The organism is Deferribacterota bacterium (assembly GCA_034189185.1).
Taxonomy (GTDB): Bacteria; Chrysiogenota; Deferribacteres; order Deferribacterales; family UBA228; genus UBA228.
This window is the reverse complement of the sequence record JAXHVM010000029.1, coordinates 1-16525: the sequence shown is the minus strand read 5'-3', so window position 1 is coordinate 16525 and position 16525 is coordinate 1. Positions and strand designations below refer to the sequence as shown.

Here is a 16525-nt window from a genome sequence, read left to right as displayed (position 1 = left end):
GCACCTAGCCCTTGCATTGCCGAAAGGTGCCATACCCTTATCAAGGGCATATTTAATTGTTTTCTGACTTAAATCGGTTTTCCAGTCGGCGCCTTCTACTACATCTGAAAATTCAGGATATCCGCCATTAGCTTCACTTTCCGGCATCGTAACACCATCTTCGGCAAGCAGATTTTCTTTTTTGCCGTCAGGATAGGTGTATTCTGTTCCGAACTTTGCTCTAAACGGAAGACCGCCTTTTTTAATAGGTTTGGACATATCATACAATATTGGTGTTCCTGGATGATCCTTACTCCAACATGGCCATGGTAGCCCGTAATACTCACCATCGCACGGCCCACCTTTGGCTTTAAGAGTTGTAATATCAAAAGTATGCCAGTTATTCATATGTTTCTTGATTCTTTCAGGTGTCTGGCCATTATAACCTATCGCAAGTGCGCCTTTATTAATTTCTCTTGTAACATCTTCTGGTATAGTCTTTATATTTTTATAAAATTTATCCTTAAAACCAAATCTGTTTACTAATTCAGCCAAAATTGTATAGTCATCTTTTGAGTCGTATATTGGGTCAACAACTTTATAACGCCATTGAATGCCTCTTTGACTATTTGTAACACTTCCACTTGTTTCATACTGGCTTGTTGTAGGAAGCAGATAAACGTTGTCTTTATCTGATGCAACGGCTGTCATTGTGGGGAAAGGATCAATAATGACAACCATATCAAGTTTATCCAGTGCTTTCTTAAGTTTATGGTATTGTGATTGAGAGTTTGACGAGCATCCCCAGAAAACAACTGCCTTTAAAGGTGTATACTGGGTAATTTTATCCTCCTGAATTACTCCTTCGTACCATCTGGAAAGCGTAAATCCTGGTTTACCCATATATTCATCATTATAAAAACGAGATTTTATCCATTCATAATCTACATCCCATACCCTGCACCAATGCTTCCATGCACTTTCTGAAAGGCCGTAATAAGCAGGAAGTGAATGAGAATGTACACCCATGTCGGTGGCACCCTGAACATTGTCATGACCACGAAAGACATTTGTGCCACCTCCAGCAATTCCTATATTTCCAAGAACAAGTTGCAATATACAACATGCTCTTGTATTGCTACTTCCTATTGAGTGCTGAGTACCACCCATACACCAGATAATAGTTCCAGGTCTATTTTGTGCTAGGATTTTAGCAACCCTTTTAATGTCTTCTGCAGGCACATCTGTAATTTCTGATACAACTTCAGGAGGATAGTTTTTCACTTCCTTTCTAAGTTGCTCAAATCCAGCAACCCTTCTTCTAATAAAATCTTTGTCCTCCCATCCGTTTTCAAGTATAACATTTATTAACCCCATAACGTAAGCAGTATCTGTCCCAGATCTTATTTGAACAAAATCAGTGGCTTTGGCAGCTGTTTTGGTAAATCTGGGATCAACAACAATTATGGGGGCATTATTTACCTCTTTTGCATATAAAATATGCTGCATAGATATAGGGTGGGCTTCAGCGGCATTTGAGCCTATCATAAATATGCATTTTGAATTTCGGATATCATTCATACTGTTTGTCATTGCTCCATAACCCCAGGTATCTGCAACACCGGCAACAGTTGTGGAGTGGCAGATCCTTGCCTGATGATCGATATTGTTGGTTCCCCAGAACGCAGCCAGTTTTCTTTGGAGATATGCCATTTCATTTGAAACCTTTGCGCTTCCTATCCACATAACGGAGTCGGGACCATTTTCTTCCCTGAATTTCATCAGTTTTTCAGAAACTTCATCGAAAATTTCTATCCAAGAGATTTTTAGCCACTTGCCGTTAACTTTCTTTAGAGGGTGTTTAAGTCGTTTTTCGCTTCTTACCATATCAATGGCACTTGCTCCTTTACAGCAATGACCACCTCTTGAAATGGGGTGATCCTGAGCTATTTCCTGCCTTACCCATACACCATTTTGCACTTCAGCATACACGCCGCATGACACAGCACAGTAAGTGCATATTGTTCTGATAATTTCAGATTTTGGATAAGGTGATTTTGTCTTTGCAGCATCCACTTTTTTTACAAAACTTGGCATAGTAGATAAGCCTGTCAAAGCCGCAACTGCAGCCGAAAACTTTAGTAATGTTCTCCTGTTAACATTACAATTTATAGTTTTGGTGGAACTTTTGCTAGAATCAACTTTTTTAAGTAATTTTTTACTTGGCATAGAGATCTCCTTAATCTCTTAGAGTTTTATAATATTTTTTAAAGTGTTCAGTCTCTCTATAGAGGCTTTCTCTTACAATTTCACTATCTTTCTTCATAACTGGTTTCGCTGTTGCAGCAACTCCCATAGTGGTTAAGACTGCAGTCATTCCTTTCAAAAACCCTCTTCTGTCAAAAAACTTGTTTTTCATAAAAGACCTCCTGCTGTTATAATCTTAAATTAAAGACTTAATATCTTCCAAAAATTTTATATCCATACCAAGGTAATCCCTAGTAAACAAACAGGCTGTTGCATAAAAATAGGCTTTATTATTTATACTCAATATTTCTGCAAGCCTTTCAAAAGACGGATATAAAAATCTCTTTAAAAGATTTTGCTGTATATCGGCACAATTACTACTATCTATTAAGTATAACATAAGATCTATCATAAAAAGTATTGAATCCTCACTATCCTTATAATCCGAATCTTTAACTATTTTTAAATCTTCAAGGAAATCTCTTATTTCAACCAAAGGTGTTCCAAAGTTTTTACCCTCGAGAAGAAAAGATGCATTAAGATTTGGGAAAACATCACTAAAGGGGTTCTCAAAAAGCTCGTAATATTCATTTTTTATGCCCTCTACATCAGAATTATCCAAAGCTTCTTTCACAGATGCAATGGTTTTGTCAAATTCTCTATTAATACTCTCCTCATTAAGGTTTGTTATAAAATTACGCCAAGCTATTATATCTTCTTCTTTTGGAGTATCCCAAAAAAAGCTTTTTATCAGATTGTAAACAATCTTTCTCATATTATTTAAAGATACTATGTCCATTAACCTGTCTCTAACTGTTTTTTAACCCGACATTTATCACAATAATTTAACAGATCTAGTTGGTTATCATATCTGCCTACAGATTTCAATTTATTCTTAACCCGTTCAAGACTTTTTTTATTACCAAAAACTTTGCCACACCCAGCACATACAATGGGCTCATCTTTGGCAAGTGTTCTAAACTGAAAAAATTCTTCATCGAGAAGTAGGCCGGGTACTAGTTCTAGTGCATCTTCAGGGCAGACATTCACACATATCCCGCACTGGATACAACATGCAGCAATATGAGAAAGTGTATAATTGGAGGAATCGGCCATAAGAGAGCCTATCTTGCAATGATTAAGGCAGGCTAAACAAAGACTGCATTTCTTCTCATCACAGACCACAGTGCCAAACATATTTAGTATATTTTTCTGCAGAAGCACTTTCTTATTTTCAGATTTTTTATAGATATCTCTTAGTATGGGAATAAGGAATTTGCGTTTGTTTTTATATTCCGGAAACGTAAACCTAGAAGTAAAGATTGTATGCTCTTGATTACCTAATTCTAGATTATACCCTGCTGATATAAATTTTTTGCCAGAAAAAGCATAAGTTATTAAAGCATTGGTAAAATGTATGTGCTTATATAAACTTGATTCTTTAAAAATTTCCTTATAAATGTGAATGTTAACAATGCTCAGCCTTGATAAAAGAAGGAAATGAAAAATGTTTAAAATATAAACATTGGGGAGAATAATCAGTAAAACATTTTTGGTGATACTGTTGTTATAATTTTTATAAAAGTAGACTGCGTCACTTTCTTGCATAAAAATAGCATGTTTGTAATTTCCTTCTTTTTTCTGTAGTTTTTTATAAATTAAATCAGCAAAATTTTCATCACTGACATCAGCTGACTGCATGGCTCCTGTGGGGCATGCTGAAATACATTGACCGCAGTCTTCACATGCAAAATGATCTACATTTATACCCTTTGAACTTTTATGTATAGCTTTATATTCACAGGCTTCTATACAACGCTGACAACCCAAATCAAGCCTGCCGTTATACTGGCAAATCTCACTGTTATAACTTACAGATTGCTCTATTTGAAATGTACCTATATTTGCAAATAATTTTTCTTTCTCATCTATATGATAAACACCTTTGATTGCAAAATATTCATTTTCTTTTTTGTTATTATCGAGAAAAAGTACTTGTGGGGCGGAAAAGGTATAATTTTTATATCTGTAAATATCAATGGCATTTTCAGGACAAGCATTGACACATTTTCCACAATAATCACATTTATTAAAGTCAAAACTAATTTCATCATCTATTGCATCAAGTGGGCAGGCGATAATACATTTGCCGCATAACGTACATATATCTCCATCTATGGGATATCTACATTCACATTTAACTTCCAAATTAGGAAATGAGCCCGAGATTTCATAACTTGTAGCCAGATAAAATTCTTTATTTTTTTTCGTGTTAGTGGTTATAATGGGAATAATATCAAGAATACCACTGTAAGTATTAGTAAATCTTTCTAGTATTTCTTCATTTTTAGCTATAACGGCAACTTTAGGTGGAACCTTCAACACATCTATTTTTCTTTCAGCCTTAAAATGAATATGATTAATATTTTCAAACAGTGTCTTAGGAAACATCCTTATATACCTGAAGGCAATTGATAGGTAGAAAGACTTTATTCATGTTATAAATGTAATATCTATTTTTCAATGAGCGTGCCAACCAAAATATTTACTTATATAAATTGCTTTTATAAAAAATTTAAAGTTATCATAATCATATTTAATTTTTAATGAAAGTCAAATAATTAATTTTTCCATACTTATCTATTATCACTATAGTTTTAAATATAGATAGAAAAGATATAAACACTGGTTTCTTTCAATAGTATTTACATTCTTAACAGGTATTTACTGTTATATCCAATGAAAAAGTAAGTTTTTCTTGTCTTTATTGAGTCCTCTATTCATCTATTTACCCCTTTTTCGATTAATATTAATTTATATATTATAATCATATATTAATTTTTTAAGTAAAAATTAAAATTACAAGGACCCTTTACTTTAGGTTATCTTTCTTTGTATTGTCACCTTTTTTTGAAGAAATTATATTTTTTGAAAATTTAATTCTACTTTTAATCTAAATTTAAGAAACAAAATAGGGCAACCTATATAGTGTAAAGCTCTGGAAACAGAAACAGCACATAAGACTAGTGTTGAAAATATCTTTAAATTTCTCTATATTGTTTAATATGATAAATATTTATGAGGAAATGCTGAACAACATCAAGGGTTTTTTAGATAAAGAAGAAGGGGAACATCTCTATAAAATTGCTCTTGAGGCTAGCAAGAAAGGACCATGTTTGGAGATAGGAAGTTATTGTGGAAAATCAACTTTATATTTAGGGCTTGCATGTAAAGAAAATGATGGCATTCTGTTTTCCATTGATCATCATCGGGGCTCTGAAATACAGCAGCTTGGGCAAGAATATTTCGACGCTGATCTCTTTGACCCCAAAACTCAACGGTTAGACTCATTTGGAGAGTTTAGGAAGACATTAGAAAGGGCAAGTCTTGAAGAGACAGTAGTTCCTATTGTATGCTGTTCTCATATTGCGGCAAAAGCATGGGCAACGCCTCTTAGTCTGGTGTTCATTGACGGAGGTCATTCATATGAGGATGTTTTTATGGATTACAAATGTTGGGTTCCACACATAATGCCAAATGGTTATCTTATTTTTCACGATATTTTTTTTAATCCTGAAGAGGGCGGTCAAGCACCTCGCCAGGTGTATGAAAAAGCACTTAATTCTGGCCTTTTCCAAAAGCATTCCATGGTCAAGACTTTGGGGGTGCTTCAACGAAAGGTTTGACCTGTAACGTTGTTGTTTTTTTATATTCTAAGAAATTATGACTAAAAAGCTGGCTAGCTGGGGTTAGTTTATAAAGCATATCTACTGCCAACAAAACTGCAGCTGCAGTCCATGAGGTTCTCTCCTCGGGATAAATAATGCGGTCTGGGTAGGTGATCCCTGTCCAGATAGCACCATTATGACTGTCTCTTTTATTCTGTATCCAACTTAATACCTGATTGGCTGTATAAAGATCCCCCATTGCTGCAAGCGCCATAGTGAGTTCAGCAGATTCAGCCATGGTTAGCCATGGCTTATCCGAAACACATCTTATACCCCACCCTGGAATTGCGAAACGATCCCACGATTCTTCGATTCTCTTTTGTGCTTCTTTCCCCCTTAAGATACCACAGAGGATAGGATAATACCAATCCATAGAAAACCGTGATTTGCTTTGATCAAAAAGATATGGTTTAAATTTTATGGCGTTGGCCAATTTTACTTTGGCCATTTCCCAATGGGGCTTTTGTTTGCCCAATAGTGATGCAATTCTGAGTCCACACAAAAGGCTAATGTGAATAGAGCTTGAGCCTGTAAGAAGGGATTTTTTGTAGATGCGTTTACCACGCTGTGCCCACGAGATTTGTCCCTCTTCTTGCTGTAGTCCTACCACATAATCTAGAGCATTGCAAACCGTTGGCCACATTATACGCAGAAAGCTATAATCGCCTGTGACCATATAATAATGAAATACGCCAACAGCTATGTAAGCAGTCATATTAGAATCTTTGTATGCTTTTTTTTGGGGTTTACCCTGTTCATAGCATGACCACCAGCTGCCGTCAGGGAGTTGAGTTTGAAGTGACCATAGATAAGCTTTTTTTGCGTTCTCCCAATAACCTCCTACAGTTAAACCCATAGCACTTTCTACATGATCCCAGGGGTCTGTTTTTCCAGATTCAGACCATGGGATTTCCCCGCTATCTTTCTGTATGCTCAGGATAAATTTTGCTGTACTTTCTACATCAATGTTTGAATAAGCCTTTTTTAAAGGTTTAGACATTTTTCACCTTCCTAAAGTATAGTACTAAACTTTTCCCCATTACAGGATTTAATAACTTATCCAGTAAACGGGTAGCCCATGGACTTTTCATCATATCCCAAACTAGCATACGATGATACAGGCTAAGCAGGCGAGAATTATTCCGTGTGGGGCCAACAAGGCATTTGAGCCACCAATAAGGCGAGTGAAGGGCGTGTGCATAGTGTTCTGCCCATTTTCTTGCACCAGCATCTTGTAAGAGAGCAATTAATTCTTTCCTTTTGTAAATCCGCACATGTCCACCACTTACATTATGATATTCTTGGGAAAAAGCCCAACATGCTCGTTCTGGCCAATATCTTGGTACACTAATTACAAGGTCCTTTCCTTGCTTTAGAACACGCATAATTTCACTGATTGCCTTTTTATGATCATGAATATGTTCGAGAACTTCTGAGCAAATGACAAGGTCGAAGGACTCACTTTTGAAAGGTAGAGAGGTAATGTCGGCAGCACTGATTCCCCATATTCCATTACCTTGGACGCCGATAGCCTTTTCGTAGTTAAGTTTATTTTTTGCCTCTACAAGATCTTGAAGACTTAAATCTGCTCCGATTACTACTACGCCATCAAAACGGGATGCAGCGCAAGAATGACGACCGGTTCCACAACCTATATCAAGCACCTTGTCTCCTGATTTTATAGAAAGTCGATTAAAGTCTATTGTAATCATGTATGGTTTCCCAATAGACTTCGATAGTTTTTTTGGCTGCTTTTTCCCAGCTAAAGTGATTCAGTACCCTTTTTAAGCCGGCTTGAGCGAGCATTCGTGCTTTATCTTGGTTATTTAAAAGGTCGCTTATAGCTTTGGCTAGAGCCTCTGCATTAGCTGGTGGGACCAAAATGCCTGCATCGCCAACCACCTCAGGCAGTGCACCAGCTGTAGTTGCTATAACTGGAACTCCGCAGGCCATAGCCTCACCTGCTGGCAAACCAAAACCTTCATACAGGGAAGGAATTACTGCCAAATTACTTCTGGCGTATTGTTTAAGATACTCTTGGTGATCAATCCTTCCAGTGAAAGTTACTAAATCTCCTATTCCTAATTCTCCAATTAACTTTAGTATTTCACTATCCTTTTTTGGATTGCCTACTACGGTCAATTTGATTTCCTGATTTTTGGATACAAGCTTTACCGCATGTAGTAGATAACGCAATCCTTTCAAAGGAGTATCAGAGCTGCTCGTAGCAATTATGCGATTTTTCTCTTTTTCAACACCAGGTACGGGATGAAATACATCCGTATTTATCCCATTTGGTATAACCCTGAATCTATCAGGTGATATTCCAAAATCTCTGCTAATATCATTTTTCGCACATTCAGAAACAGTTATAATACGTCGGAATCGCCGAGATACCCTTTTTTGCATTGTAACAAATTTATACCAGTGTCGATATTTCCATTTTTCCTTTAGGGTTGGTGCTGACTTGATATCTAGATCACGATCTACGGTTATGGGGTGATGAAAGGTGGCAATAGTGGGAATATGCCTTTTGATAGCCAAAAGCCCATATGAAAAACTTTGATTATCATGAATGATGTCATAGTTTTCAAATTTATTCCGTAAGAACCAGTATGCTCTTAACCCAAAAGTAAGGGGTTCTGAAAAGCCTGTGAAGGGGCCTGCAAGACATTCTAAAAGGTTGAAGGGATTGCGTAGCTCCTTAAGAGTAGGAACGCGGAGAGAGAAAAGGGTCCTTGAGTTATAAAGATGGGGATTATAAAGATCAAGGCTGGGAAGTTGGTGGATTGGAATGCCATCGTCAAGCAGTGGGTAAGGAGGACCAGAAACTACTTCCACATGATGCCCCAATCTTTTTAACGCTCTGCTTAAATTATTAATGTAAACACCTTGGCCACCTGAGTAGGGATCGCTTCTGTAACTTAGCAAGCATATGCGAAGAGGAGCCTGGAAATTCATTGATCAAGATTACATATTTTGTTCTTGCTTGTCAATAACTTATTTTATAAATTTCTACTAAATTATAAAAGTGATATGTTTCTGACGCTATTTTAACTTTTAAAAGAATATTCTTTAAGCTACTATAAGTAAAGGGGCTAGTGGTTTAGAAAGAAATATTGCAAGAGATATATTAAAATATTATAAATAATATTTTTTCTATGATAATTAGGTTAAATCACTTTTGAGAAATTAACATTGTTACTTAAATCAAAATTAGTTATATCTTAGAATTTTTAAAAGTAAAGCGGAAGTTTCTTCTTGAGCTTTAAAAATTATTAAAAGATGCTGGCAATTTCTTCATTTATTCACTCAATTTAAACTTTTATGCACAGATTTCTTTTTTTATTTAATTTAATCTTTCTCTACTATAAAAACCCGTAAAAAATGCAAAAAAGTCAGCATATAATATCTATTTTTATAATATTATTGCTTTAATATAGGAATTACCTTGAGACAACCCTTTACTTTTTTAAATCTCTCATATGAGCCCTTTCATTATATTTTATCATAACCTATTTTGAGTAGGAATTATTATCAAATTGATTAACAGTTAAATATTTGATATTAGTTTTTTTAGTTTAATGTGTCCAAAGCTATCAATTTGTTATTGATAAAATAAGTCCTAAATATTAATTTCTAATAGAAATATTAAATTTGAGGTGATTATGGATTTTAGGCTTATTAAAAAAGAAGATATTTTAAAATTCCCCCAATACTTTAAAGAAAAAGTTGAAAGCGCAAAGACAGAGATAGAGAGGCTTTTAAAGAATAAAGATTATAACTACAACTCATTTATTAAACCATTGGGAGATATATTACACAATATAGAAGAAGAATTTACAAAGATATCCCATCTAAATAGTGTAAATAATAGTAAAGATACACAAGAGGCATATAAAAATAGTATACCTTTAATAACTGACTTTACGAATTATTTGTCCTTAAATAAAGATATATATAATAGATATGTTGAAATCTTGCAAAAGGATAAAAGTATAAATAGTGAACAAAAAATAGTATTAGAAAAGGGGGTAAGAGACTTTAAATTAGCTGGCGTTCACTTAAAAGATGAGGAAAAAAAGAGGATAAGTGAAATAAACTTAAAAATAAATGAGTTAGGTAACACCTATTTTCAAAATATACTTAATGATACAAATAAATTTACTATTGAGGTGGATGAAGATGTTTTAGGAGAAATGCCACAATCTGAGAAAAAGGCCCATCAAAAAGGGGAAAAGTTTGTATTTGGTCTGCAAATGCCAAGCTATATATCCTTTATGACTTATTGTACCGATAGAAGTTTACGAGAAAAAGTTTATAAAGCATATATGACGAGAGCTCCGCAGAATGAAGAAATAATTGAAGATATTTTATCAAAAAGGTATGAAAAAGCTAAAATGTTAGATTTTGACAATTACGCTGAATATTCTATAGCCTCAAAAGCAGCTAAAAGTATTAAGGCTGTAATAGATTTTCTTAATAGTATGTCAGAAAAATCTAAGGATAAAGCTAGAGAAGAGCTCAATATATTTGAAGACTTTGCAACCAAATATGGTATAGATAAATTAGAGTCATATGATTTAATGTTTATTACTGAAAAATACAGAAAAGAAGTATTAAATTTTAGTGATGAAGAATTAAGGCCCTATTTTGAGAAAAATAGTGTTATACAAGGGCTTTTTGATTTTTTAAATAAATTATTCGACCTAAGGTTTGAGAAAGTTGATGCAATATTATGGCATGAAAAAGCAGAATGCTTTAAAGTTTTTTATAAAAATTCTGATATTGGCTTGCTTTTTTTGGATTTAGAGGCAAGGAAGGGTAAAAGAGATGGTGCTTGGATGGATAATTGGACAACAAGACATATTGATAGTAGTGGAAAGAAAGTTATGCCGAAAGTATTTGTAGTGGCAAATTTTCCTGAAAGCAGTGATGATAACCCCTCTCTTTTAAGACACCGTGATGTAGAAACACTTTTCCATGAAATGGGTCATGCACTACACCATTTATTAAGCAAGGTTAATGAATATTTTATTAGTGGTGTTAATGGTATTGAATGGGATTTAGTGGAATTCCCATCCCAACTGTTAGAGAATTTTTCCTTTGAAGATGATATAATAAGAGAGTTTGCAGAGCACTTTGAAAGTAAAAGAAGAATTCCAGAAGAACTATTAATAAAATTAAAGAAGAATAGGTATTTAGATTCTGCAATGGGCTTTGTTAGACAATTAGAATTTAGTCTATTTGATATGTTAATACATTTAGAGAAAAAAATTACAAGTAAAGAGGTAGAAGAGATCTTAGAAGAAGTTCGTGAGAAGGCGAATGTTATAAAACCACCAAAATATGCAAAATTTCAAAACCAATTTAGCCATATTTTTGCAGGTGGTTATGCAGCAGGTTATTATAGTTATAAATGGGCTGAGCGAATAAGTGCAAATGCCTTTTATGATTTTATAAACAATGGGATATTCAATAAAAGTTTTGCTGATAAATTTCTAAATGAGGTTTTGTCGTTGGGAGGCTCAAAGAATTTTGAAGAGGTTTACGAATCCTTTTCTAACAAAAAGATAGATAATAATTGTTTACTTAGGCTATATGGTATTAGCAATTAATGATAAATTAAATAAATAGCTACTCTTTTAAAATATTATTAGATATTTTTTTAGCCTCATTTATTATATTATCTATTAATTTAGCTACACTAGGTATATCTTTAATAAGTCCAGCAATTTGACCACATGCTATAAGAGAGGAGTTAGTATCGCCATTCTCAAAAGCTTCTTTACCTTTTAAACCTGATAATAGGGGTGCTAGTTCTTCAAAGGGAACCTTTTTCTCCTCTAATTCGTATACCTTTTTTGCATGCTCATTTTTTAGAACCCTCATTGTATTTTTAAGGCTTCGTAATAGTAATATTGTATCTCTCTCGGTAGCATTAACAATTGCCTTTTTTATGTTGTCATGAACGGGTGCTTCCTTTGTAACAAAAAACCTTGTCCCCATATTTACACCTTCTGCGCCTAATGCTAATGCAGCAAGAAAACCTCTTGCATCACCAAATCCGCCTGAGGCAATAACTGGTATGTTTAATTCATCTACTGCGCGGGGGACTAAAATTAACGATGTTACATCGTCTTCACCAGGATGCCCTGCACATTCAAAGCCGTCAATACTAATAAAATCGCAGCCAATGCTTTCTGCTTTTTTAGCGTGTCTTATGGAGGTGCATTTGTGAATAATTTTTATATCCTTTTTCTTGAGCCTATTAATATATTTTTCTGGATTATATCCAGCTGTTTCAACTATTTTTACATCCTCATTTACTATTACATCTATATAATCATCGTAATTTATAGGCTTTAAAGTTGGCAGCAGTGTAACATTAACACCAAAGGGTTTATCGGTTATCTCTCTTAATTTTTTAATTTCTTGTTCTAATCCTTTTGGTGAGTCAAACGTTAGAGCAGTAATAATCCCTAAACCACCTGCATTAGATACAGCTCCTGAGAGTTTTGCAGTTGATACCCACATCATACCGCCCTGTATAATAGGATATTTTATCCCTAATTCTTTACATACCCTTGTGTTAAACATTTATAACCTCCAAAATCATTCTTCTAATAACGATTTATTCAACATTGCCCTTCTTTTTAAATACAATGTTGGCCTGTATCTCTGATCTTTATATAACATAGATAAATTATTTAGTATATAGTTTATTTTTGAAGCACCAATAAGATCGCCCCACTCTAAAGGGCCGTGAGGATAGCCTAAGCCTAATTTTACAGCCTTATCAATATCAGAAGGGGAAGCTATTTTTTGTTCAGCGACAGCGCAAGCTATATTTATAATCATAGATAATACTCTTTGAACAACAAATCCAGGAGAATCGTTAATTAAATAAGCTTCTGCACTATTTTCACTAAAAATACTCAAGGCAGCATTTTTATACATAACTTTTGTTTCTAAAGTACCCATAAGGGTTTTACAATTGTCAAAACCATAAAACGTATCAACAGCAACTACCCTTGATGGATCTAAATTCTCATCTATAGCAGTTGTGGTGGCATCTAGGCCTAAGGGAGTTATAATACACAGACTCTCCTCTTTTGGTACCTCATTGTAATCAATTTTACAATTTTTAGATTTTAAGTAATTTATTACTTTCTCATAACCTTCTTTATTTTTTTTACTAACCCATATACTAAAATTGATATCTTCCTTAGAGTAAGATTTTTCTAACTTTTCATTATCTATTTTTTTACCATCTTTATACTTATAGAAGCCCTCCCCTACTTTTCTTCCCAATAGACCTGCCTCAAGTCTTTTATTAAACTTATAGGAGGGTCTATATCGTGGATCCTGGTAAAAACCATTATATATACTAATGCTTGCAGGAAGTGATACATCTAAACCTGTTAGATCAAACAGCTCAAATGGCCCCATAGGAAAACCTGCTGCTTTTTTTAGTATGGAGTCAATAATATCAATTTGTGCTATCTCCTCTGTAAACATTGCCATAGCCTCTGTGCTGTAACCACGCCCAACGTGATTAACAATGAAACCAGGTGTATCTTTTGTAATAACAGGATTATGTCCCATAAAAATTGCGAGTTTTTGTAAAAATTCTATTACACTATCTGAAGTTCGTTCAGCTTTAACAACCTCTACAACTTTCATAAGTGGAACAGGGTTAAAAAAATGATAGCCTGCAACCCTATAAGGTTTCCTACAACTTGAAGCTATGTCGGTAACTGATAAGGATGATGTATTTGTCGCTAAGATGCAATTTTCTGATACAATATTTTCTAATTTTTTAAAAACTTCCTTTTTTATGCCTATATCTTCTTTTACTGCCTCAACAACGATATTACATTCTTTTAAATCTTCTAAAGCATTTACTTTTGTAAGTTTATTAATAGCTTTCTTATAAGTATTTTCATCAATCCTCTTTTTTTCTAAAGAACGCTTCAACATTTTATCTATAAAGTTTATAGCATCATCGGTTACGCCATCTATCGCATCATACATTAAAACTTTTATCCCAGCGGTTGCTGCAATTTGGGCAATACCCCTTCCCATAGTTCCAAGGCCAACAATGCCAAAGATAATATTTTTATTGTCTAAATTGTTTTGCATTTATTTCCCCTTGTACTTTGGTTTGCGTTTTTCAATAAATGCTTGCATACCCTCTTTTTTATCCTCTGTAGAAAATAGCATTTGAAAGGCTTCTCTCTCTAGTGCTAACGCTGCATCTAAACTTATATCATATCCTTTGTTAACAACCTCTTTTATCTTACTTGCAGCAATAGGTGGCATTGTTGCAATTTTACTTGCTACCTCAACTGCTTTATCCATAACTTCTTCATCCTTTACGCAATAGCTTGCAAGCCCCATTTCATAAGCCTGTAAACCTGTAATCATCTCTCCTGTTAAGAGTAACCTCATAGCCTTAAATCTTCCTATTGCTCTTGGAAGTCTCTGCGTACCACCTGCTCCTGGCATTATTCCAATCCTTATTTCTGGTTGACCAAATTTAGCATTTTCACCTGCTACAATAATATCAGCATGCATTGCAAGCTCGCATCCACCACCTAGAGCATATCCATTAACAGCTGCAATTAAAGGCCTTGGATATTTCGTAATACTATCCCAAACTTTTGCCATTTTTTGTAAATATATGTCAGCGGGGTTTTTATCCATCATCTCCTTTATATCAGCTCCTGCTGCAAAAGCCTTCTCGTTTCCTGTTATTATAAGCGCTCTTATATCATCGTTGTCAGCAAGTGAATCAAAGGTTTTTGATAACTCGCTTCTAACCTCTGAATTTAAAGCATTTAATGCCTCTGGTCTATTAATCTTTACAAGACCAATAAATTCTTTTAGTTTTTCATAAGTAACAACACTCATAATTTCCTCCTACAATTATTTATTAAATATTTGGAGCTTTTAAAATTTTCCAATTTTTATCAAGCATTAAATTTGCTTCAGTTAGATTTTGTAGTTTTTTAAAATCTAGTTCCTCAACTATCTCCCTAACTAATAATCACTCATTTGTTACATCTATAACAGATAAGTTGGTATATATTCTTCTTGCGCCTCTTTTTGCTGTTAGTGGATAACTACATCTCTTTAATATTCTGGGTTTATTGTCTTTTGTGCAATGATTCATGAGTACCCTGACATCATTACACCCCACAACTAAATCCATTGCCCCTCCAACTGAAGGTACTAACATTTTATCACCTGTGGACCAATTTGCAATATCACCCTCTTCAGAAACTTGAAAAGAACCTAGAAAAACCATATCTAAATGTCCACCCCTCATTATAGAAAAAGAAAGTGCACTATCGAAAAAAGAGCCTCCCTTTACAATTGTGACTAAGTCTTTACTAGCATTCTGCAAATAAAAATCCTCATTTCCTTTTGATGGAGCCGGTCCCATGCCAAGCATGCCATTTTCTGTATGATAAATTACTTCTATTTCAGGATTAACATATAAAATTTTGCTGATCCTCTATCTGCAACACCAGCATTATTTGAAGCAATAGTTAAATCAGTTGTATCACTTTCAATTAAAGCATCGATAAGCTCTAAGGGCACAGCACATTCGCCAAATCCACCTACAAGAACTGTGCTACTACTTTTTATCCCTTTTATTATTTCCTTTGTTTCATAAATGCATTTATTTATCATATAAACTACCTCTTAGTTAATTACTAAGTGATTTGATTAAATTTTTTGCTATTATGATCTTTTGAATCTCACTTGTACCTTCATACAGCTTAAAAAGCCTAACATCTCTATAAAGTCTTTCAACAGCATTATCCCTAATATAACCATATCCACCATGTATCTGAACCCCTCTATCTGCCACTTTATTAACCATCTCTGTAGCAAAAAGCTTAGAGCAAGAAGAAACTAATGTAATAGGTTTGCCATCATCATAATTCTTAGCTGCATCAATAACCATGCATTTGGCAGCATAACACTCTGCTTTACTTTCAGCTATCATAGACTGAATCATCTGAAAATCTGATATAGGCCTTCCAAATTGTTTTCTATTTGTAGCATATCTTAGGGATTCATCTATAATCCTTTCAGCTACACCAACACTGACTGCAGCCATATGTATTCTTGCTCTTTCTAAAATCTTCATTGCAGAGATAAAACCCTTTCCTTCTTCTCCTAACAAAGCTGAAGAGGAAACTACACAATTTTCAAATATAACATCTGAAACATGTCCTCCCCACATCCCCATTTTTTTCTCATAGGGTCCTATTGATATACCCTTAGTGTTTCTTTCTATTACAAAAGCAGAAACACCTTTAGCTCTTTTTCCCTCAGGATTAGTTCTTGCAAAAACAGTGAAAAGCCCTGCTTCTGGTGCATTAGTTATAAATCTTTTAGTGCCGTTTATTATATAATTATCCCCTTCTTTTATTGCAGTTGTTTTAAGAGAAGCCGCATCTGAGCCAACCTCAGGTTCTGTTAGGCAAAAGGATGCTATCATTTCACCAGAAGCTAATTTTGGCAGGTGTTTTTCTTTTTGTTCTCTGCTTCCG

The 16525-nt window shown here is 34.4% G+C and carries 15 protein-coding genes; 2 read left to right on the top strand and 13 right to left on the bottom strand.

The window, feature by feature from the left end; translation table 11 throughout:
* The 4 genes from SVN78_03585 to SVN78_03570 form a co-directional block, all read right to left on the bottom strand.
* The coding region (locus SVN78_03585) for a molybdopterin-dependent oxidoreductase (GenBank protein ID MDY6820689.1) at positions 1 to 2208 on the bottom strand (2208 nt) is incomplete at its 3' end.
* Positions 2209 to 2218: 10 nt separating this feature from the next.
* Positions 2219 to 2398, bottom strand: a complete 180-nt coding sequence (locus tag SVN78_03580) for a twin-arginine translocation signal domain-containing protein (protein MDY6820688.1) — start codon at positions 2396 to 2398, stop codon at positions 2219 to 2221.
* Between the two features lie 24 nt (positions 2399 to 2422).
* Entirely contained in the window at positions 2423 to 3001 is a 579-nt protein-coding gene (locus SVN78_03575) for a molecular chaperone TorD family protein (GenBank protein MDY6820687.1), read from the bottom strand.
* 23 nt (positions 3002 to 3024) lie between these two features.
* Positions 3025 to 4677: a 4Fe-4S binding protein gene (locus SVN78_03570; protein MDY6820686.1), complete on the bottom strand. Its 1653-nt coding sequence runs from the start codon at positions 4675 to 4677 to the stop codon at positions 3025 to 3027.
* A 614-nt stretch (positions 4678 to 5291) separates the two neighbouring features.
* On the opposite strand from SVN78_03570, the gene SVN78_03565 reads away from it, so the two are divergent.
* Positions 5292 to 5912 carry a class I SAM-dependent methyltransferase gene (locus SVN78_03565; GenBank protein MDY6820685.1) on the top strand — a complete coding sequence of 207 codons (621 nt, stop codon included), beginning with the start codon at positions 5292 to 5294 and terminating at the stop codon, positions 5910 to 5912.
* On the opposite strand, the gene SVN78_03560 is transcribed toward SVN78_03565, so the two are convergent.
* Genes SVN78_03560 through SVN78_03550 form a run of 3 tightly spaced genes read right to left on the bottom strand, consistent with a single transcriptional unit; the run spans position 5878 to position 8885 of the window.
* A complete protein-coding gene (locus SVN78_03560; protein ID MDY6820684.1) occupies positions 5878 to 6954 on the bottom strand; it encodes a phenyltransferase domain-containing protein in 1077 nt (358 codons plus the stop codon). The genes SVN78_03565 and SVN78_03560 overlap by 35 nt on opposite strands.
* On the bottom strand, positions 6947 to 7666 hold the full coding sequence (locus SVN78_03555; protein MDY6820683.1) for a methyltransferase domain-containing protein: 720 nt from the start codon (positions 7664 to 7666) through the stop codon (positions 6947 to 6949). Before SVN78_03555 ends, SVN78_03560 begins: the two co-directional genes overlap by 8 nt.
* Positions 7647 to 8885, bottom strand: a complete 1239-nt coding sequence (locus SVN78_03550; protein ID MDY6820682.1) for a glycosyltransferase family 4 protein — start codon at positions 8883 to 8885, stop codon at positions 7647 to 7649. Before SVN78_03550 ends, SVN78_03555 begins: the two co-directional genes overlap by 20 nt.
* Before the next feature lie 737 nt (positions 8886 to 9622).
* Between SVN78_03550 and SVN78_03545 the strand changes: the two genes are divergently transcribed.
* Positions 9623 to 11572 carry a M3 family metallopeptidase gene (locus SVN78_03545; protein ID MDY6820681.1) on the top strand — a complete coding sequence of 650 codons (1950 nt, stop codon included), beginning with the start codon at positions 9623 to 9625 and terminating at the stop codon, positions 11570 to 11572.
* A 19-nt stretch (positions 11573 to 11591) separates the two neighbouring features.
* Here SVN78_03545 and SVN78_03540 read toward each other — a convergent pair whose 3' ends face one another.
* The 6 genes from SVN78_03540 to SVN78_03515 all read right to left on the bottom strand — a co-directional run.
* Entirely contained in the window at positions 11592 to 12554 is a 963-nt protein-coding gene (locus tag SVN78_03540) for a nitronate monooxygenase (protein MDY6820680.1), read from the bottom strand.
* 15 nt (positions 12555 to 12569) lie between these two features.
* Positions 12570 to 14099 (bottom strand): 3-hydroxyacyl-CoA dehydrogenase, encoded by a 1530-nt coding sequence (locus tag SVN78_03535; protein MDY6820679.1) that lies wholly within the window; start codon positions 14097 to 14099, stop codon positions 12570 to 12572.
* Entirely contained in the window at positions 14100 to 14870 is a 771-nt protein-coding gene (locus tag SVN78_03530) for an enoyl-CoA hydratase-related protein (GenBank protein ID MDY6820678.1), read from the bottom strand.
* 136 nt (positions 14871 to 15006) lie between these two features.
* Positions 15007 to 15435 (bottom strand): CoA-transferase, encoded by a 429-nt coding sequence (locus tag SVN78_03525; protein MDY6820677.1) that lies wholly within the window; start codon positions 15433 to 15435, stop codon positions 15007 to 15009.
* A 5-nt stretch (positions 15436 to 15440) separates the two neighbouring features.
* Positions 15441 to 15656 carry a CoA-transferase gene (locus tag SVN78_03520; GenBank protein MDY6820676.1) on the bottom strand — a complete coding sequence of 72 codons (216 nt, stop codon included), beginning with the start codon at positions 15654 to 15656 and terminating at the stop codon, positions 15441 to 15443.
* Positions 15657 to 15672: 16 nt separating this feature from the next.
* The coding region (locus tag SVN78_03515) for an acyl-CoA dehydrogenase (protein MDY6820675.1) at positions 15673 to 16525 on the bottom strand (853 nt) is incomplete at its 5' end.

Coding starts and splice junctions, on each gene's coding strand:
- SVN78_03580 (MDY6820688.1), bottom strand. CDS start 2,398: ATGAAAAACAAGTTTTTTGACAGAAGAGGGTTTTTGAAAGGAATGACT.
- SVN78_03575 (MDY6820687.1), bottom strand. CDS start 3,001: ATGAGAAAGATTGTTTACAATCTGATAAAAAGCTTTTTTTGGGATACT.
- SVN78_03570 (MDY6820686.1), bottom strand. CDS start 4,677: ATGTTTCCTAAGACACTGTTTGAAAATATTAATCATATTCATTTTAAG.
- SVN78_03565 (MDY6820685.1), top strand. CDS start 5,292: ATGATAAATATTTATGAGGAAATGCTGAACAACATCAAGGGTTTTTTA.
- SVN78_03560 (MDY6820684.1), bottom strand. CDS start 6,954: ATGTCTAAACCTTTAAAAAAGGCTTATTCAAACATTGATGTAGAAAGT.
- SVN78_03555 (MDY6820683.1), bottom strand. CDS start 7,666: ATGATTACAATAGACTTTAATCGACTTTCTATAAAATCAGGAGACAAG.
- SVN78_03545 (MDY6820681.1), top strand. CDS start 9,623: ATGGATTTTAGGCTTATTAAAAAAGAAGATATTTTAAAATTCCCCCAA.
- SVN78_03540 (MDY6820680.1), bottom strand. CDS start 12,554: ATGTTTAACACAAGGGTATGTAAAGAATTAGGGATAAAATATCCTATT.
- SVN78_03535 (MDY6820679.1), bottom strand. CDS start 14,099: ATGCAAAACAATTTAGACAATAAAAATATTATCTTTGGCATTGTTGGC.
- SVN78_03530 (MDY6820678.1), bottom strand. CDS start 14,870: ATGAGTGTTGTTACTTATGAAAAACTAAAAGAATTTATTGGTCTTGTA.
- SVN78_03520 (MDY6820676.1), bottom strand. CDS start 15,656: ATGATAAATAAATGCATTTATGAAACAAAGGAAATAATAAAAGGGATA.